We start from the raw sequence: 16,412 nt of genomic DNA, 5'->3' as shown, positions 1-16,412 counted from the left end.
AGCCGACCGCGGGAGGCCGCCGATGAGCCTGCGGGACTTCTTGGAGCGGTTCCGTCCGGTGGGGACACCAGGTGCGTCCGCCACCGGCGTACCCGCCGACCGTACGGCGGAACGCGCCGCCGAACTGGAGCCCGCCCTCGCGCAGCTGACGGACGCGCAGCGGGAGGCGGCACGGATCCGGGCCGCGGCGGACGAGGCGGCCGAGACCGTGCGGCAGGATGCCGCACGCGAGGCGGCACGCATCGTCGCGGCCGCTCAGGAAGGTGCTCCCGAGGTCCGCCGCCGGGCCGCGGAACCCGGCCTCCGCGAAGCCCGGACGGAAGCAGACGCCGTACGCGCCGCCGGAGAACGGGCCGCTGCGGCGGTCAGGGCACGAGCCGGGCAGCGGATGCCGGATCTGGTGGACCGTGCGGTAGCCGACGCGCTGCGCCTGGCCGGCGGCCGGGGCGCGGATGAGGCGCCGTGAGCGCCGGGTGGGTCGCCGGGGCGGTGCGGGCCAAGGCTCTCGTCGGCCGGTACCCCGGCGCAGCCGGAGCACGGGAGATCGCGGCTTGTCACACGCTCGACGACGCTCTGCGAAGCCTGGCGGCGACGCCCTACGCGCGGTACTCACGGACGGCGGTCGGCCTGCCCGAGGCCCAGCACACGGTGACCGCCACGCTGCTGTGGCATCTGCGGGTGCTGGCCGGCTGGCTGCCCCGGGGCGGTGCCCGCCTGCTCGTTCCGCTGGCCGCCGGATTCGAGATCGCCAACGTGTCCTCCCAGCTGCCCGCGCTGAACGGCTACCGCGCGGAGGCCCCGGAGCCGTACCGGCTCGGGGCGCTGGAGACTGCCTGGCGGATTCTGGAGCGCGCCGGGACACCAGCGGAACTGAGGGCCGCGCTCGCCTCCTCGCCCTGGGGCGATCCGGGTGGTGACACGTCCTGGGCCTTGGTCACGGGCATGCGCATGGCCGCCGCGAGGCGCACCGCCGTCGCCGTACCGCCCGCACGCCGCTGGGCCCAGGGGCGCGCGGCGTTGCTGACGGCCCGTGAACTGTTCGTACATCAGCGCTCCCTGCCGGGACCCGCGCGGCGTGACGCGGCACGGCTCCTCGGGGCGCGGGCGGCGACCGCCGCCTCGTATCAGCAGTTCCGTGAGCGTCTCCCCGCCGCGGCCGGTTGGGTCCTGGCGGACGTGCCGGAGCCGGCCGCGCTGTGGAAGGCCGAGGCCCGCTGGTGGCGGACCATGGGCGCCGACGGCGCGGCCATGCTGCGCGACGGCCGGTACGGACCCCGAGTGGTCGTCGGCGCGGTCGCGGTGCTCTCCGTGGACGCGTGGCTGGTGCGGGCGGCTCTGGAGTCGGCGGTCCGGGGAGGACGGCTCGGGGAGGCGTTCGATGCCCTGGTCTGAGGCGATGACGCCGGTCCGGATGCGTCGGGTGGCGGTGATCGTGCCACAGGAGGCTCTGCGTGCCGCCCTGGTGCGGATCGCCGAGACCGGTTGCGTGGAACTGGACCGCGTCGAGGAGGCGGTTCCGGGGGCGGCGGCGGTGCGCCTGCGGCGGCTGCGCGGACGGGCCACGACGGGCGGGGCCGAACCCGCCGCTTCGGCCGCACTGACCGCCACCGCACCGGACCTCGACCTGCTCGAAGAGCGTCGCGATGTCGAACTGCTGGCCGGGGAGGCCCAGTTGGAGGAGCGCGCGGAAGGCGCGGTACGGCGCGGAGAGGTGGCCGCGCTGGCCGGGTGGTGTCCGGCCGCCGAAGTACCCCGCGTCGCCGGCCGGCTGGCCGCCGCGGGTGGCGCGCTGCTGCCGCTGCCGCTCCCTCGCGGCACCGATCCGCCGACGCTGCTGCGGCCGGGCAGGTCCGTCTCCTTGACCCCGTTGGTGACGACGTACGGCACACCGGCATACGCGGACCTGGACCCCACGTGGCCGGCGGGGCTCGCCTATGTCGCGATGTTCGGGATCATGTTCGGCGACGTGGGGCACGGGGCGCTGCTGGTGGTCGGCGCGCTCGGGCTCCGCCTCGGGTGGCCCCGTCGGGCGGCCCGGCTGAGGCGGCTGTGGCCGTTCCTGGCGGGCGCGGGCATCGCGTCCATGCTCGCGGGCGCCGCCTATGGAGAGTTCTTCGGCCCGACCGGGCTGCTGCCGGTGCTGTGGCTGAGCCCGCTGACCGACCCGGCCCGCCTGCTGGCCGCCGCCGTGGTCCTCGGGGCCGCACTGCTCGCTGGCGCGCATGCGGCCGGCGCGGCCAACCGTGTCCGTGAGAGCGGCTGGGGGGCAGCACTGTTCGCCGCCTCGGGCTGCGCTGGCCTGCTGTTCTACCTGGGGCTCGCCTCGGTCGCGGCCGGCCTGCTCCTGCACCGGCCGTCTGCAGCCCTCGCCGGGGCCACTGTCGCCCTGGCCGGGCTGACACTGGTGGCCCTCGGGCTGTTCAGGGCCACGGCGGGCGGCGGCGCGGGATGGGCCGAGACGGCGGTCCAGCTGTTCGACGTCGTCGTACGCACAGGTACCAACACACTCTCGTTCGCCCGGCTCGCGGCCTTCGGCCTCACCCACGCGGCGCTCGCTGATCTCGTGTGGCGCGGCACCACAGGCCTGGCCGGGCGCGGCGCCGCGGCAACCGCCGGTGCCGTGCTGCTGTTCACGGTGGGTACGGCCGTCTCGTTCGGCCTGGAGGCCCTCGTGGCCGGTGTGCAGGCCCTGCGGCTTGAGTTCTACGAGCTCTTCTCCCGGGTCTTCGGCACCGAGGGCCGTCCCTTCCGTCCCTGGCACGTTCCTCCGGCGGAGCCTGCCGACCACGCTGCGAAGGTGATCCCATGCTCACCTGGCTGATCGTCCTGCCGGTCCTGGTCGCGGTGCTCGGCTCCGTCCGGCTCCTGCGGTGGCGCCGGGCCAGACATGCCTTCCGCTGGCTCCTGGCGACGAACCTGGCCCTGCTGGGCGGCGCCGGTGTCCTCCTGGCCACGGCGCTGGCGAGCCCCGCGCGGGCGTCGGCGCAGGCCGCCACGTCCGGCGGGGTCAACGGGTCCGCGCTGATCGGGGCGGCCATCGCGGTGGCCGGGGCCTCGATCGGGGCCGCCATCGCCGTGGCCTACACGGGTGCCGCGGCACTGGCGGCGCTCAGCGAACGACCCGAGATGTTCGGTCGTGCGATGGTCATCGTCGGTCTGGCGGAGGGCATCGCCGTGTATGGGCTGGTGGTCGCGATCCTGCTGATCGGAAAGGCCTGACGATGGGCACCGTGGCCGCCATCGGGGCATGGACCAGCGTGTGCGGGCTGGCCCTGGCAGGAGTCGACGTCCTCGTCGCGGAGGATGCGGAGGCCGTCCGACAGGCTTGGCGAGGGCTTCCCAGCACGGCCGGCCTCGTGATTCTGACGGCGGAGGCCGCCGAAGCGCTGGGGGCCGAGACCATCGGCCCTGCCCCGTCACGGCCACTGACGGTGGTGATGCCCTGATGACCGCGCCGGTGGACGCGTTGGACCCCGTGCGCGCACAGTTGCTGCGCGCCGCACGAGCCTCGGCCGACGCCGTCCGGGATCGTGCGCGGGCCGAAGCGGACGAGACCCTGCGCACCGCCCGCGCGACGGCTGAGCAGGTGCTGGCACGGGCGCGGGAACTCGGCGAGGGCGACGGCGCCGCCGCAGCGGAGCGGGAACGGGTCCGAGCGGTGCGGGAGGCCTGGGCGGTGGAACTCGCGTCGCGAGCCGAGGTCTACGCGGAGCTGAGGGCCTCGGTCCGTGCCGGCGTGCGTCGGGCGCTGGCGGAGGACGCCGTACCTCAGGCCCGGCTCGCCGAGACGGCACGAGCCGTAGTGGGCCCGCACGCACAGGTCTCGGTTGCCGCGGGGGGCGGGGTGACCGCCGAAGTGCCCGGCCGCCGGGTCGATCTTTCGGCGGACGCCCTCGCCGACCGCGCCCTGGACCGGCTGGGTGCGCGAGCCGAGTCGCTGTGGGCGCCGCCGTGACCACACGCCGCGGCCACGGGGCAGACGCACGGCCCCCGGGCACGGGACCGGCGCCCTCGCGGAGAGACGACGCATCGCACGCACGAGTCCTTCGGGTCGCCGGCCCGCTTGTGGAGATCGTCTGCCCCGCCTCGGTCGCCATGCACGAGCTGGTCACGCTCGGCTCCGCCGAAGTGCCGGGCGAAGTGGTCGCCATTCAGGGCGACACAGCTACCGTCCAGGCGTACGAGTACACCGGCGGACTGGCCCCCGGACATCCCGTGCAGCCCCAGAGACGACCGCTGTCGGTACGGCTGGCCCCGGATCTGCTCGGCGGCGTGTTCGACGGTCTGCTGCGCCCCCTGGCCGGCGCCGGTGACTTCCTGATGAGCGGGCCGAACACCGCGCCGGACGGGCGCACTTGGCCGTTCACTCCCCGAGTGGCCGAGGGGGCACAGGTCTCGGCCGGGGACATACTCGGGGAGATCGGGGCGAGTGTGCCTCTGCGTCTCCTGGTACCTCCCGACCTCTCGGGCACGGTGAACAGGATCACGGCAGCGGGCGATCACCGCCCGGAGACCGTACTCGCCGTGGTGGACGGACACGAGGTGGGGATGGTGCGGTTCTGGCCGGTGCGCAGGCCGCGGCCGGTGGCGGCACGGTTGGCCGCGGAGCTGCCGTTGCACACGGGGCAGCGCGCCGTCGACCTCCTCTTCCCGGTGGCCCACGGCAGTACGGTCGCCGTGCCGGGCGGCTTCGGCACCGGGAAGACCATGCTGTTGCAGCAGATCGCCAAGTGGTGCGACGCCGACGTGATCGTCTACGTCGGCTGCGGCGAGCGCGGCAACGAAATGGCGGACGTCATAGCGGAGTTGGCGGAACTGACCGACCCCCGCACAGGAGGACGGCTGGCCGATCGCACGGTGACCATCGCGAACACCTCGAACATGCCGATGATGGCCCGCGAAGCGAGCGTGCACACGGGCGCGACGGTCGCCGAGTACTTCCGCGACATGGGCCTGGACGTCGTCCTGATCGCCGATTCGACCTCCCGCTGGGCGGAGGCACTGCGCGAGTTCGCCTCCAGGATGGGCGAACTCCCTGCCGAGGAGGGCTATCCGGCGGGGCTCGCCTCCCAACTGGCCGCGTTCTACGAGCGGGCCGCCACTGTGCGCACCCTGGGCGGTGCGACCGGCTCCGTCACCGTGATCGGTGCCGTGTCCCCGCCGGGTGGCGACCGCACCGAGCCGGTCACCGCGCACACCGAACGCTTCGTACGGTGCCTGTGGAGCCTGGACCGCGACCTCGCCTACGCACGGCACTACCCCGCCGTCTCCTGGGCGGACTCCTTCTCCCGGGATGCGGCCACGCTCACCGCCTCGCAGGCCCGGGCCGGGGATCCTGAATGGGCCGAGCGGCGCGGGCGGGTGGCGCACCTGTTGGCGGAGGCGGACCGGCTGGCCGGCCTGGTGGAACTGGTGGGCATCACGGCGCTGCCGCCCCGGGAACGGATCAGCGTGCTCGCGGGTCGGCTGCTGCGCGAGGCCGTGATCCAGCAGAACGCACTGTCACCTGCCGACGCCTACAGCACCCCCGAGAAGACCGCCGCGCTCGTGGAAGCCGCGCTGACGGTGATCGACCGCTGTGTGGAACTGGTGGGCTCCGGTGTCCCGGCGGACGCGGTCGAGGCGGTGGACTTCACCCCGCTCCAGCGTGCCCGCGAGGTCGCGGGCCCCGCCGAGACGGCACCGGTGGCGGCCGCACGGGACACCGTGCTGGACAGGCTCAAGGGGGTGACATGAGCGGCACGGACAACGCGGTCGGCGTCGAGTACACGGGTGTGCGGGAACTGCGCGGGCCGCTCGTGGTCGTTGAAGGCGTGCGGGGGGTGGGCTGGGACGAGTTCGCGGCGATCGTGCTCGACTCCGGTGAACGACGGCACGGGCTGGTCCTCGAAGTGGACCGGGACCTCGCCGTGGTGCAGGTGCTGGAGGACACGGCCGGCATGGACCGGGCCGGCACGCGGATCGCCTTCGCCGGGACGCCGCTGCGCGTACCGGTGGGCACCGGGTGGCTGGGACGGGTGTGCAACGGGCGCGGCGAACCGGCCGACGGCGGGCCGCCGGTGCTGGGCGACGTCTACGCGCCGGTCGGCGGCGCGCCGATCAACCCGGTGCGCCGGGAACCGCCGAACGAGCCGGTGCTGACCGGAGTCGGTGTCGTGGACGTGCTCACCACGTTGGTACGGGGCCAGAAACTGCCGGTGTTCTCGGCGGCCGGTCTGCCGCATCTGGAGCTGGCGGTGCAGATCGCGGCCCAGGCGACGTGCGGCGGTGAGCCGTTCGCCGTCGTGTTCGCCGGCATGGGACTCACGCACGCCGACGCGGCGTTCGTGCAGGACGGGCTGGCCGCCCGCTCCGCCGCACGAGAACTGGCCCTCCTCGTCAACACGGCCGACGACCCGGTGATCGAGCGGTTGCTCACCCCACGGCTCGCGCTGACCATCGCGGAGCAACTCGCCTTCGCGGAGGGCCGCCACGTCCTGGTCGTGATGACCGACATGACGGCCTACGCGGAGGCGCTGCGCGAAGTGTCCGCAGCGCGCGGCGAGATACCAGCGCGCCGGGCGTACCCCGGCTACCTGTACAGCGACCTCGCGTCCCTCTACGAACGCTGCGGCAGGATCAGGGGCCGCCCCGGATCGGTGACTGTCCTGCCCGTACTCACCATGCCCGCGGGCGACATCACGCACCCCGTGCCGGACCTCACGGGCTACATCACAGAGGGGCAGATCGTGCTCTCCGCCGAGGTCCACGCCTCCGGCACGTATCCCCCCGTCGACCCGCTGGCCTCTCTGTCCCGGCTGATGCGCAACGGAACGGGGCCGGAGCGCACCCGTGCGGATCACCCTTCCGTCGCCGCGCAGTTGATCGCCGCCCTGGCCTGCTCCCGGCAGGTGCGGGAGCTCGCCGACCTGATCGGACAGCCCGCGCTCAGTCCGACCGACCTGCGCTTTCTGGACCTGGAGGACGGGTTCCGGCACCGGTTCCTCGCCCAGGGCCCGGACGAGAACCGGTCGCTGGACGAGTCCCTGGACCTGGCGTGGGAGGTGCTGTCGACCCTTCCTGCCGGCCAGCTCGGCATGATCCCCGCCGAGCTGATCGACGCCCATGTGCCGCCGCGCCACAAGGAGCCGACGTGAGCGAGCGGGGACGCCGGGCGCCGGCGGGACGCGCCGGCCGACTGCGGCTTCGCCGCAGCCTCGCCACCGCGCTGCGCGGAGCGGATCTACTGGAACGCGAGCTCCGGCTGCTCCTGGACCGGGAACGCGTGGAGCGTCGGGCGGCGCAGGAAGCCGGCCGCGCATGGCGGGAACGGCTGGCCGAGGCCGATGTGTGGCTGGTGCGTGGGGTGCTGCTCGGCGGTGAGCGAGCGCTGGCCGAGGCGGTTCCCGAAGACCGGGCCTCCGTCGAGGTCCGCTGGGACGCACTGATGGGTGTGCGCCATCCCGCGGCCATGGCCTGGTCCGCCCCCGTTCGCTCCGCCGCGGAGCCGACACCTGCCAACACGGCGCTGGCGCACGCCGAGGACGCCTACCGTGCTGCGGTCGGCGCCGCCGCGGAGCACGCCGCGCACGAGGCGGCCGCCGAACTGCTCGCCGCCGAAGCGGCACGGACCCGGCAGCGGGTCCGCGCCCTGCGCCGCCACTGGATCCCCCGGCTGGAGAGCGAGCTGTCGTCGGTGGAACTCGCCTTGGAAGAAGCCGAACACGAGGAAGCGGTGCGACGGCGCTGGGCCGCCACACACGGAGGCGGGTGACGGCCGCCGAGCGCACGCCGACGGCGGGCCCGTGACCGGGCCCGCCGTGCCCAGCCGGCTCCGGTCAGCCGCTGTGCTTGATCTCGACGTGCTTGGCCGACGGCTTCTCGGCGCCCATGCCCACGCTGACCGTGAGCATGCCGTCGGCGTAGTCGGCCGTGACGTCGTCCTCGTCGGCACCGGGCGGCAGCGTCACGCTGCGGCTCATCACGCCGTACCGGATCTCGCTGTGGTTCTTCGCCACGTCCTTCTCGGTGCGTTCGGCCTGGACCGTGAGCACCCCGTCGCTGATGAAGACGTCGATGTTCTCGGGCGACATGCCCGGAAGCTCCGCCCGCATCACGTAACGGTCGCCCTCCGTGTAATCCTCGACGCGAACGGTGTACAGCTCGCCCATGGTGGGCATCGCGAACCGGGCGGGGAGGTTCTCGAACCAGTCCGGGATGTCCGGGAACGGGAACCTCTGCGCGCGTTTCAGTGTGGCCATCGCGGTACCTCCTCGGTGTGGTCGCCGTGCCGACACCTCCAGTCCAGCGCGCCCGCGTCCCGGTTGCTGAGGCCGAACGGCCCATGCCTGGGTCCCTCCAGTCCCTTTCGCCCGGTCCGCCCGTGGTGAGACTGGTGACCGAGGGACGACCACGCGCGGCGACGATCGTCATGTCCGACGCCACGACCACCGATCTCCGCGAAGTGACCATGCCCCGCGCTGGGCCCGGTCGTGGGCATCGCCCTGCCGGGCAGGCGCTGGAGCGGGTGCTGCTCCGGGCCGCCACGGACGGGCTGGTCGCCGCGACGATCTCCCAGCCGCTGGAATAGGCGAACGTGCGGTGGGCGGCACGACCGGTCGACGGCGTGCTGGACCTCGTCCGAGACCGTCCGTCGGGTCGCTGGCGTAGCCGGGCGGTCCGGGCCCGGCCACGAGGAGGAGTCGCATGAAGGTCTCCGAGGTGATGACCACCCCGCCGGTGTGCGTCACGCCGCACGTCTCCTTGCTGGAAGTGACCGGGCGGATGGCCGACCGCGCCGTCGGCTCCGTCCTCGTCGTGGAGGACGACTCATTGCGCGGCATCGTCACCGACCGTGACCTCGCCCTGCGCGGCATGGGTGGCGGCCTGGCCCCGGAAACACACGTGGACGCGGTGATGTCGACCGAGGTCATCACAGTCAATGCCGACGACGACCTCCAGGTGGCCTACCGGGCGTTCCGCAGCACCGGGGTGCGCCGCCTCCCGGTTCTCGACGGGCGCCGGGTGGTCGGCGTGCTGACGATCGACGACCTCTTCCTGGACGTCTTCCGGCGGCTGGGTGACCTCCTGGGAGCGGTCGCCTGGAGCGTGCTGCAAGAGCCACCCGGGCCGTCATCGGCGTCCGGAGGTCCGCATGTGCCCTGATCCGGCCCGCCGGACCACGGCCACGCTGCGCGAGAGCCGCCCACCGACACACGCCGCGGTCCCGGCAGCCAGGTCGCTGCGGGACCCGTCGGGTGCCCCCGCTGTGACCGTCCCCTCGCTGCCCGTACCAGAAGTCTTCACCGCTCTGGACAGTTGCCCGCGTGGTCTCACCCCGGCCGAAGCCGCCGCACGGCAAGCCCGATACGGCCCCGACGAACTGCCCGACGCAAGCCGCGGGCACGGATGGCGGCGGCTGGTCACCCACTCAGCGCCGGCATCCGTTTCGCCCAGAAGTACTCCGCCGAGCGTACGGCCGAGTCCCTGCAGGCGACGGTGCCGCACACTTACCGGGTGCTCCTCGGTGATCTCGTGCTCCTGGAGGCCGGAGACGCGGTATCTGCCGACTGGTCGTGGCACATGAGGTCGCCGTCATCGACGCGGCGCTCACGGGCGAGAGCGATGCCGTCGCGCCGGGTGGCCGGACCGGTGCCGACGGGACCATCGCTTCAGGCGCGCAACTTCGTGTTCATGGGCACGGACGTGGTGGCGGGCACGGGCAAGGCCGTCGTATGTGTCACCAGGACGGCCACCGAGTTCGGGCGGATCTTCCGGCTCACCGCCGCGGCACCCCGGCAGAAGACCCCGCTGCAACGTCAGGCCGCGGTCATGGCCCGCCGGGTGGCGGGCGTCGCGCTCGCCACCGAGGCCGCCCTGTTCGCGGTGCGCCTGCCGAGCGGGCAGCCGCTCGCGGACACGTTCGTCTTCTCGCTCGGTGCCATGGTGGCGCTCGTGCGCGAAGACCTGCCGGTCACGCTCTCCGTCTCCCTGGCCATCGCCGTCCGCCGCATGGCCCGCCGGCACCCGCTCGTCAAACAACTGTGGGCGAACGGTATGCCGCACGCCGCGTCCGGGGGGTACGCGCCCGTCGGGAAGGTCGCCGACGCCGGACCGGTGCGGGAACTACTGCGGACGGCGGCTCTGTGCAGCAACGCCCGGCCGGTGCCCCCCGGCCGGCCTGTACGGGTGGCGGCTGCTCGGCGACACCACCGAGGGCGCCCTGCTGGTGGCCGCCGTGAAGGCGGGCCTGGATCCGGCGGTCGAGGAGGCCCGTACGCCATGGGACGGGATGGCCGGGCAGGGCCTGCGCGTGCTGGCGGTCGGCCGGCGGCGGGTCGCCGGTCCGCTCTCGGCATGTGCGCCCGGGAGGCGATCACCATGCTTCAGGCCGGGATCGTCGTCAGCCCCCGCTGATCTCCCCGATCGAGGAGGCCCCTGGTGCCACGGACACGGTGGCGCTCCCGCGCCTGGGCAAGGCGGGTGTCGAGGTCATCGAGACCGCGATCACCGAGGGCTCCCGGGCGGCGGGCCGCACGCCGGGCGAGATCACACTGCCGGTCGGCACCGTCGTGCGCGCCGGACGTCCCGCGGTGCCGAGTCCCGACGTGAGGCTCGTGCCGGGCGACGAACTCCTGCCCGTCTCGCACGAGGCCACCGAGCAGGAGATCCACGCTGCCTTCCAGTGATTCCGCCGGGCTCGCTCGGGCCTCGGGGGAAGGCTCAGGACGGCTCGGCGCGCACGATCACCACCGGACAGTTCGCATGCTGCGACACATGCTGGCTGACCGAACCGAGCAGGGCCCGCGCGAACCCGCCTCTGCCCCGGCTGCCGACCACCAGGACCTCGGCGCCCTCGGAGGCCCGCAACAGGACGTCGGCGGCGTTGCCGTGCACCACATGCGTCCGTACGGTGTCCGCCGCGTGCTCACCGAGCACGTCGGCCAGTTCCTGCCTCATCTTCTGCCTGGTCTCGTCTTCGTCGACTTCCATGTCCACGGCGGGCGCCGACCAGCCGTACAGGCCCGGCAGCTCCCACACGGCGACCGCGTCCACCGCGCCGCCGACGAGGCCCGCGTAGCGCACGGCCCAGCGCAGCGCCGCGTACGAGGACGGCGATCCGTCGACACCGACCACGACCTTCGGTCCGGAGACGTCCTTGTCCATCTGTTTCACCTCTCCCACGGCTCTCACGCCGCTCGGGCGGTTCGCGCCTTCGTCTCCACGCTGCGCGAGGCGCGGCAGCAGCACCAGACTCACGCCTCTGGGCGCACGACGCACGGAGCCGCGCTCAGCTTCGACGACGCGTCGTCCAGTCGGGCTCGACGCGTTCCCATTCGCGGGTCCACAGGGCCGCGCGGCGGCGTGCGAAGCACCGTCCGACGGCCCACCGCGTACCGCACGCGCCGGCGACGACCGCGAGCGCGGTCCCACAGCCCACCGCCACGCCGGCGGTCGCCGCGAGATCCCGCCCCTCCGGCGGAGCGGCGATGACGCCGCGAGCGTCCAGCCACACGGCCGCGGTGGCTCCCCGGTGGCTCCAGGGCCGCACCGGCGCCACTCCCGTGTGTGCGCCGTTGTGGTCGCTCCATCGCACGAGCGCGTGGAAGCCCGACTGCGCGCCGGGACGGTCGCTGTCCGACCGCGCGTCCGTCAGCAGGCGCGCGGTGACGGGATGCAGCCGGGCCAGCTGTGTCCGTCGTACATGCATGTGGTGGCTGTAAGTCGCCTGTCCGGCGCCCCACACCGCGGGCGGCAGGGCCAGCAGGGCGAGCGCCGTCAGGAAGACGCGAAGCCCGCGTTCCAGTCTGTCCACCGGCCGTTCAAGGGGGTTCCGGCCACCGTCACGCCCATGCGGGGCTCCCTGGCCGGGCGACCCGAAGGAGGGCTGGTGGCCGGGGAGTTCCGGTGTCGACATAGCACGGCCCTCCGCTCTTGATTCGTCGGTTCCGTACGTCTTTCACCGTCCCGCGCCGCAGATCAGCCCGGTAGGGCCCCACGGTCCTCGTGAGTGGCGTTCGGCCCCAGGAGACGGGTGGTACGGGGCACCGTCCAGCGGGTGTGCCGGCGGCTGCCTCGACCCGTGCCTCTCGTTCTCAGCCGCACCGACTCCGCACGCGGATCGCTACGACGCGCCGCTGGCAGCCGACCACCGCAGTTGCCCCCCGGCCTCCGCACCCCGCTGCGCTGCGCTGCGCCACCATACGGGCGTAGTTCTGGCCGCCGTGGCAGATCGTCCCTTCGGTGTCGGCCCCTGGAAAAGCCGCTCCGGTGGGCTCGGTGGCCGGCCGTGCACAGCGGGTACCGACGCGACGGCCCGGCTCGCCCGCCGCCACTCGTGCGAGCCGTCGCCCGTCGGGAACGCGCCCCCCGTCCTCGTCTCAGCCGCGCGATGGCCCCGGACCTGAGCCGTCCGGCCAGGCGCGAAGGCCGTTCGACCCAGTGTGGCCGGCGCGGCCGGGACGGAGGCTCGAAGAAGACCCGAGGGAAGGAGGGTCCGGCATGCCGTGGGAGACCATCCAGAAGGACACCCCTCCTCCGATCGCCCCCAATCTGGGCGACTACGACAAGGAGTGCGCGGGCTTCTCGTGGTCCGACGCACGGGCCGGACTGCAGGGACTGCCGGGCGAGCGCGGACTGAACATCGCGCACGAGGCCGTGGACCGGCACGCGGCATCGGCCCGCGCGACGGCGGTCGCGCTGCGGTGTGTCGGGCGGAGCGGCTCGGTCACGTCGGTGACGTACGAGGAGCTGGCCCGTTCCACGGCACGGTTCGCCAACGTGCTCCGTGGCCTCGGGATCGGTCATGGCGACCGGGTGGTGACGCTGCTGGGCCGGTGTCCGGAGCTGTACACCGTGGTCCTGGGCACTCTGAAGAACACCAGCGTCCTGTGCCCGCTGTTCTCCGCCTTCGGACCTGATCCGGTCTTCCAGCGTGTCACTTTGAGCGACGCGCAGGTCATGGTCACCACGGCTGATCTGTACCTCAAGAAGGTCGCCGGGCGACGAGGCGCACTCGCCGGTCTGCGCCACGTGCTGATCGTCGGCGAGGGCGCGGACGAGCTGCCCGGCACCGTGTCGTTCACCGCGCTGATGGCCGACGCGGCCGACACCTTCACCATTGCGCCGACCTCGCCGCACGACATGGCCCTGCTGCACTTCACGAGCGGCACGACAGGCATCCCCAAGGGCGCGGTGCACGTGCACGAGGCCGCCGTGGCGCTCTACACGTCCGCGCTGTACGCCCTCGACCTCCACCAGGACGACGTGTTCTGGTGCACCGCCGATCCGGGCTGGGTCACCGGCATGTCCTACGGGATCGTCGCGCCGCTCATGCACGGCGTGACGGTCGTGGTGGACGAGGGTGACTACGACGCCCGGCGCTGGTACCGGATCCTCGCCGAACAGCGGGTGAGCGTCTGGTACACGGCGCCGACGGCTCTGCGCATGCTGATGCGGACGACACCGCGGACCGGGCCGTACGACCTGCCCCGCTCCTTCGACCTGAGCGCACTGCGGTTCATCGCGTCGGTCGGTGAGCCGCTCAATCCGGAGGCCGTGGTGTGGGGCCGGGACGTGCTCGGGCTTCCCGTGCACGACAACTGGTGGCAGACCGAGACCGGCACCATCATGATCGCCAACTTCGCCGCCTGCGAGATCCGCCCCGGCTCGATGGGCCGGCCGCTGCCCGGTGTCGAAGCGGCGGTGCTGCGGCGCGGGGAGGACGGGCGGGCCCAGATCGCCGGCGGTCGGGTCACCGTGCTGGAGGAGCCCGGTGTGGAGGGTGAGCTGGCGCTCCGGCCCGGCTGGCCGTCCATGTTCCGCGGCTACCTCCACGACGAGCCACGTTCGGCAGCGGCCTTCGCGGACGGCTGGTACCTCACCGGCGACCTGGTGCGGCGCGACGCTGACGGCTGGTACTGGTTCGTCGGGCGCGCCGACGACGTCATCAAGTCGGCGGGACACCTCATCGGGCCGTTCGAGGTCGAGAGTGCCCTGATCGAGCATCCGGCGGTCGCCGAGTCCGGGGTCATCGGCCGGCCCGATCCGGTCGCCGGGAACATCGTCAAGGCGTTCGTCACGCTGCGGCCGGGCTTCGAGGCCACCCCCGAGACCAGGCGGGAACTGCTGGCTTTCGCACGGCGTCGGCTGGGGCCTGCCGTGGCACCCCGTGAGATCGACTTCGACCGGCATCTGCCGCACACCCGCAGCGGCAAGGTCATGCGTCGCCTGCTGCGGGCCCGTGAACTCGGTCTGCCCGAGGGCGACATCTCCACTCTGGAGGACTCCGCCCCAGAGGTCTCCTCGGCGCGGAGGACGGAGCAGTCCGCATGAGCACCACCCGCGCCCCGCGGACGTCGCGGCCCGCCACCCGGCCGAACCGCCAAGCCGCGCACCGTCTGGCCCTGCTGGAGTCGATGCTGCGCGTCCGGCGGTTCGAGGAACGCTGCGTGGAGCTGTACAGCGCCGCCCGCATCCGGGGCTTCATGCACCTGTACATCGGCGAGGAGGCCGTCGCCGTCGGCGTCAACGAGGCCCTCACGGACGACGACGCGGTCGTGTCGACGTACCGCGAACACGGGCACGCGCTCGCCCGCGGTGTTCCCGCCGAGGCGATCATGGCGGAGATGTTCGGCAAGGTCACCGGGTGCAGCCGGGGCCGTGGCGGCTCCATGCACCTCTTCGATGCCGGCCGTCGCTTCTACGGCGGCAACGCGATCGTCGGCGGCGGGCTGCCGCTCGCGGCCGGCCTCGCGCTCGCCGACCGCATGGCCGACCGCAACCGCCTCACCTGCTGTTTCTTCGGCGACGGCGCCTTCGCCGAGGGTGAGTTCCATGAGACGGCCAACCTGGCCGCGCTCTGGGGACTGCCCCTGCTGCTCGTCTGCGAGAACAACCTGTACGCGATGGGTACGGCTCTGGCCCGGCACCAGGCTCAGACCGACCTCGCGCTGCGTGCCGCCGGGTACGGCATGGTCTCCTGGGCCGTCGACGGCATGGACGTACTCGCCGTCGAGGCCGCCGCCCGCCGGGCCGCCGAAGGGGTACGTGCCGGTGGCGGGCCGCACTTCCTGGAGATGCGCACGTACCGGTTCCGCGCCCATTCCATGTACGACTCCGACCGTTACCGCGACAAGGGGGAGATCGAGCACTGGAAGGAGCGGGACCCGGTCGAGGGGCTCGCCCTGCGGCTGCGGGAGGCCAGGGAGCTGACCGACAGAGCCCGCACGGCTTTGGAGGACCGCTTGGCCGCCGAGATCGACGCTGCCGTCGAAGCCGCAGAGCAGGCTGCGGAAGAGCCCGTCGGGGATCTGCTGAAGTACGTCACCAGCCCGGTGGAGGCGAGCCCGCCATGACCGCGACCCACACTCGTTCCGCCGGGCCGCCGGCCCCCTCCGAGCGGAAGACGACGTACCGGGAGGCGATGCGCGAGGCCCTTCGTGAGGCCCTGCGCACCGACGAGCGGGTGTTTCTGATGGGTGAGGATGTGGGCCGGTACGGCGGCTGCTTCGGCGTCAGCCTCGGTCTGCTGGAGGAGTTCGGGCCCGAACGGATCCGGGACGCCCCGCTGTCGGAATCCGCGTTCGTCGGCGCCGGCATCGGTGCGGCCCTGGCGGGCATGCGGCCGATCGTCGAGATCATGACGGTCAACTTCAGCCTGCTGGCCCTGGACCAGATCCTCAACAACGCGGCCACCCTCCTGCACATGTCGGGCGGCCAACTGCCCGTACCGATCGTGATCCGCATGACCACCGGGGCGGGACGCCAGCTCGCGGCTCAGCATTCGCACAGTCTGGAGGGCTGGTACGCACACATCCCGGGCCTGCGGGTCCTGGCCCCGGCGACCCTCACCGACGCCCGTTACATGCTGGCGCCCGCGCTCGCCGACCCCGACCCCGTACTGATCTTCGAGCACGGCAGCCTGTACAACGCGTCCGGCGAGCTGCCGGCCGGCGCCGGGCCGGTCGACATCGACCACGCGGCCGTCCGCCGCCCCGGCACGGACGTCTCCCTGATCACCTACGGCGGCTCTCTCCCCAAGACGCTGGCCGCCGCCGACGACCTCGCGAGCGACGGCATCAGCGCCGAGGTCGTCGATCTGCGCACCCTTCGTCCCCTGGACGACATCACTATCGGCGGCTCGGTCGTGCGTACGCATCGCGCGGTCGTCGTGGACGAGGGCTGGCGCACCGGCAGTCTCGCCGCGGAGATCTCCGCGCGCCTCACCGAACGGCACTTCTACGACCTCGACGCCCCTGTCGAGCGGGTGTGCAGCGCCGAGGTGCCCATACCGTACGCACGCAGGCTGGAGGAGGCCGCGCTGCCCCAGGCCGCCGGAATCGTGGCTGCCGCACGCCGGGCAGTCGGCGAGCCCGTGCCCGCCGGAGCCGATGCGGCGGTCCCGCAGCCGGTCACCGGGAGGGCGGGCTGAG

Annotated in this window: 20 protein-coding genes; 17 read left to right on the top strand and 3 right to left on the bottom strand. The window is 73.2% G+C overall.

What is annotated here, in order from left to right; genetic code table 11:
• The first annotated feature begins 22 nt into the window (after positions 1-22).
• From ACFC8N_RS39145 to ACFC8N_RS39105, 9 genes are read left to right on the top strand one after another with little or no spacing between them, the layout of a single operon-like run.
• Positions 23-466, top strand: coding sequence for a hypothetical protein (locus tag ACFC8N_RS39145; protein ID WP_376293882.1), 444 nt, complete (start codon positions 23-25; stop codon positions 464-466).
• Positions 463-1,392, top strand: a complete 930-nt coding sequence (locus ACFC8N_RS39140) for a hypothetical protein (protein WP_376293879.1) — start codon at positions 463-465, stop codon at positions 1,390-1,392. Before ACFC8N_RS39145 ends, ACFC8N_RS39140 begins: the two co-directional genes overlap by 4 nt.
• Positions 1,379-2,821 carry a V-type ATPase 116kDa subunit family protein gene (locus tag ACFC8N_RS39135; RefSeq protein ID WP_376293876.1) on the top strand — a complete coding sequence of 481 codons (1,443 nt, stop codon included), beginning with the start codon at positions 1,379-1,381 and terminating at the stop codon, positions 2,819-2,821. The genes ACFC8N_RS39140 and ACFC8N_RS39135 overlap by 14 nt, the downstream gene beginning before the upstream one ends.
• Positions 2,806-3,219 (top strand): ATP synthase subunit C, encoded by a 414-nt coding sequence (locus tag ACFC8N_RS39130; RefSeq protein ID WP_356028823.1) that lies wholly within the window; start codon positions 2,806-2,808, stop codon positions 3,217-3,219. The genes ACFC8N_RS39135 and ACFC8N_RS39130 overlap by 16 nt, the downstream gene beginning before the upstream one ends.
• Before the next feature lie 2 nt (positions 3,220-3,221).
• Complete coding sequence (locus ACFC8N_RS39125; RefSeq protein WP_362820989.1) at positions 3,222-3,446, top strand: hypothetical protein; 225 nt, start codon at positions 3,222-3,224, stop codon at positions 3,444-3,446.
• Positions 3,446-3,955: a hypothetical protein gene (locus tag ACFC8N_RS39120; protein WP_376293873.1), complete on the top strand. Its 510-nt coding sequence runs from the start codon at positions 3,446-3,448 to the stop codon at positions 3,953-3,955. Before ACFC8N_RS39125 ends, ACFC8N_RS39120 begins: the two co-directional genes overlap by 1 nt.
• Positions 3,940-5,736, top strand: coding sequence for a V-type ATP synthase subunit A (locus tag ACFC8N_RS39115; RefSeq protein WP_376293871.1), 1,797 nt, complete (start codon positions 3,940-3,942; stop codon positions 5,734-5,736). Before ACFC8N_RS39120 ends, ACFC8N_RS39115 begins: the two co-directional genes overlap by 16 nt.
• Complete coding sequence (locus ACFC8N_RS39110) at positions 5,733-7,136, top strand: V-type ATP synthase subunit B (protein WP_376293868.1); 1,404 nt, start codon at positions 5,733-5,735, stop codon at positions 7,134-7,136. Before ACFC8N_RS39115 ends, ACFC8N_RS39110 begins: the two co-directional genes overlap by 4 nt.
• Complete coding sequence (locus tag ACFC8N_RS39105) at positions 7,133-7,753, top strand: V-type ATP synthase subunit D (protein WP_376293865.1); 621 nt, start codon at positions 7,133-7,135, stop codon at positions 7,751-7,753. The genes ACFC8N_RS39110 and ACFC8N_RS39105 overlap by 4 nt, the downstream gene beginning before the upstream one ends.
• A 64-nt stretch (positions 7,754-7,817) precedes the next feature.
• On the opposite strand, the gene ACFC8N_RS39100 is transcribed toward ACFC8N_RS39105, so the two are convergent.
• Complete coding sequence (locus ACFC8N_RS39100; protein WP_356037513.1) at positions 7,818-8,240, bottom strand: Hsp20/alpha crystallin family protein; 423 nt, start codon at positions 8,238-8,240, stop codon at positions 7,818-7,820.
• 134 nt (positions 8,241-8,374) lie between these two features.
• Between ACFC8N_RS39100 and ACFC8N_RS39095 the strand changes: the two genes are divergently transcribed.
• The 5 genes from ACFC8N_RS39095 (at position 8,375) to ACFC8N_RS39075 (ending at position 10,667) form a co-directional block, all read left to right on the top strand.
• A complete protein-coding gene (locus ACFC8N_RS39095; protein WP_376293863.1) occupies positions 8,375-8,569 on the top strand; it encodes a hypothetical protein in 195 nt (64 codons plus the stop codon).
• 116 nt (positions 8,570-8,685) lie between these two features.
• On the top strand, positions 8,686-9,144 hold the full coding sequence (locus ACFC8N_RS39090) for a CBS domain-containing protein (RefSeq protein ID WP_356037508.1): 459 nt from the start codon (positions 8,686-8,688) through the stop codon (positions 9,142-9,144).
• Positions 9,134-9,565: a cation-transporting P-type ATPase gene (locus tag ACFC8N_RS39085; protein WP_376293861.1), complete on the top strand. Its 432-nt coding sequence runs from the start codon at positions 9,134-9,136 to the stop codon at positions 9,563-9,565. Before ACFC8N_RS39090 ends, ACFC8N_RS39085 begins: the two co-directional genes overlap by 11 nt.
• A gap of 107 nt (positions 9,566-9,672) precedes the next feature.
• Entirely contained in the window at positions 9,673-10,395 is a 723-nt protein-coding gene (locus tag ACFC8N_RS39080) for a hypothetical protein (protein ID WP_376293859.1), read from the top strand.
• A 38-nt stretch (positions 10,396-10,433) separates the two neighbouring features.
• Positions 10,434-10,667 (top strand): hypothetical protein, encoded by a 234-nt coding sequence (locus ACFC8N_RS39075; protein WP_376293857.1) that lies wholly within the window; start codon positions 10,434-10,436, stop codon positions 10,665-10,667.
• 34 nt (positions 10,668-10,701) lie between these two features.
• Here ACFC8N_RS39075 and ACFC8N_RS39070 read toward each other — a convergent pair whose 3' ends face one another.
• Both ACFC8N_RS39070 and ACFC8N_RS39065 read right to left on the bottom strand, forming a co-directional pair.
• Positions 10,702-11,145 (bottom strand): universal stress protein, encoded by a 444-nt coding sequence (locus ACFC8N_RS39070; protein ID WP_376293855.1) that lies wholly within the window; start codon positions 11,143-11,145, stop codon positions 10,702-10,704.
• A 124-nt stretch (positions 11,146-11,269) separates the two neighbouring features.
• Positions 11,270-11,794 carry a hypothetical protein gene (locus ACFC8N_RS39065; RefSeq protein ID WP_362820982.1) on the bottom strand — a complete coding sequence of 175 codons (525 nt, stop codon included), beginning with the start codon at positions 11,792-11,794 and terminating at the stop codon, positions 11,270-11,272.
• 686 nt (positions 11,795-12,480) lie between these two features.
• On the opposite strand from ACFC8N_RS39065, the gene acsA reads away from it, so the two are divergent.
• The 3 genes from acsA to ACFC8N_RS39050 are packed head-to-tail and all read left to right on the top strand — an operon-like array spanning position 12,481 to position 16,411.
• On the top strand, positions 12,481-14,313 hold the full coding sequence (gene acsA, locus ACFC8N_RS39060; protein WP_376293852.1) for an acetate--CoA ligase: 1,833 nt from the start codon (positions 12,481-12,483) through the stop codon (positions 14,311-14,313).
• Positions 14,310-15,335, top strand: a complete 1,026-nt coding sequence (pdhA, locus tag ACFC8N_RS39055; RefSeq protein ID WP_362820980.1) for a pyruvate dehydrogenase (acetyl-transferring) E1 component subunit alpha — start codon at positions 14,310-14,312, stop codon at positions 15,333-15,335. The genes acsA and pdhA overlap by 4 nt, the downstream gene beginning before the upstream one ends.
• Positions 15,332-16,411 (top strand): alpha-ketoacid dehydrogenase subunit beta, encoded by a 1,080-nt coding sequence (locus ACFC8N_RS39050; protein WP_376293850.1) that lies wholly within the window; start codon positions 15,332-15,334, stop codon positions 16,409-16,411. The genes pdhA and ACFC8N_RS39050 overlap by 4 nt, the downstream gene beginning before the upstream one ends.
• Position 16,412 lies beyond the last annotated feature (1 nt).

Source organism: Streptomyces sp. NPDC055966, assembly GCF_042269865.1.
In the GTDB taxonomy this organism is placed as follows: Bacteria; Actinomycetota; Actinomycetes; order Streptomycetales; family Streptomycetaceae; genus Streptomyces.
The sequence above is the reverse complement of the archived record's forward strand: the minus strand, read 5'-3'. Positions and strand labels throughout refer to the sequence as shown.

Bases quoted from the DNA above. Each gene is read 5' to 3' on its own strand.
- ACFC8N_RS39145 (WP_376293882.1), top strand. From the start codon at position 23: ATGAGCCTGCGGGACTTCTTGGAGCGGTTCCGTCCGGTGGGGACACCA.
- ACFC8N_RS39125 (WP_362820989.1), top strand. From the start codon at position 3,222: ATGGGCACCGTGGCCGCCATCGGGGCATGGACCAGCGTGTGCGGGCTG.
- ACFC8N_RS39050 (WP_376293850.1), top strand. From the start codon at position 15,332: ATGACCGCGACCCACACTCGTTCCGCCGGGCCGCCGGCCCCCTCCGAG.
- pdhA (WP_362820980.1), top strand. From the start codon at position 14,310: ATGAGCACCACCCGCGCCCCGCGGACGTCGCGGCCCGCCACCCGGCCG.
- ACFC8N_RS39130 (WP_356028823.1), top strand. From the start codon at position 2,806: ATGCTCACCTGGCTGATCGTCCTGCCGGTCCTGGTCGCGGTGCTCGGC.
- ACFC8N_RS39080 (WP_376293859.1), top strand. From the start codon at position 9,673: ATGGGCACGGACGTGGTGGCGGGCACGGGCAAGGCCGTCGTATGTGTC.
- ACFC8N_RS39100 (WP_356037513.1), bottom strand. From the start codon at position 8,240: ATGGCCACACTGAAACGCGCGCAGAGGTTCCCGTTCCCGGACATCCCG.
- ACFC8N_RS39085 (WP_376293861.1), top strand. From the start codon at position 9,134: ATGTGCCCTGATCCGGCCCGCCGGACCACGGCCACGCTGCGCGAGAGC.
- ACFC8N_RS39135 (WP_376293876.1), top strand. From the start codon at position 1,379: ATGCCCTGGTCTGAGGCGATGACGCCGGTCCGGATGCGTCGGGTGGCG.
- ACFC8N_RS39090 (WP_356037508.1), top strand. From the start codon at position 8,686: ATGAAGGTCTCCGAGGTGATGACCACCCCGCCGGTGTGCGTCACGCCG.
- ACFC8N_RS39120 (WP_376293873.1), top strand. From the start codon at position 3,446: ATGACCGCGCCGGTGGACGCGTTGGACCCCGTGCGCGCACAGTTGCTG.
- ACFC8N_RS39070 (WP_376293855.1), bottom strand. From the start codon at position 11,145: ATGGACAAGGACGTCTCCGGACCGAAGGTCGTGGTCGGTGTCGACGGA.
- ACFC8N_RS39110 (WP_376293868.1), top strand. From the start codon at position 5,733: ATGAGCGGCACGGACAACGCGGTCGGCGTCGAGTACACGGGTGTGCGG.
- acsA (WP_376293852.1), top strand. From the start codon at position 12,481: ATGCCGTGGGAGACCATCCAGAAGGACACCCCTCCTCCGATCGCCCCC.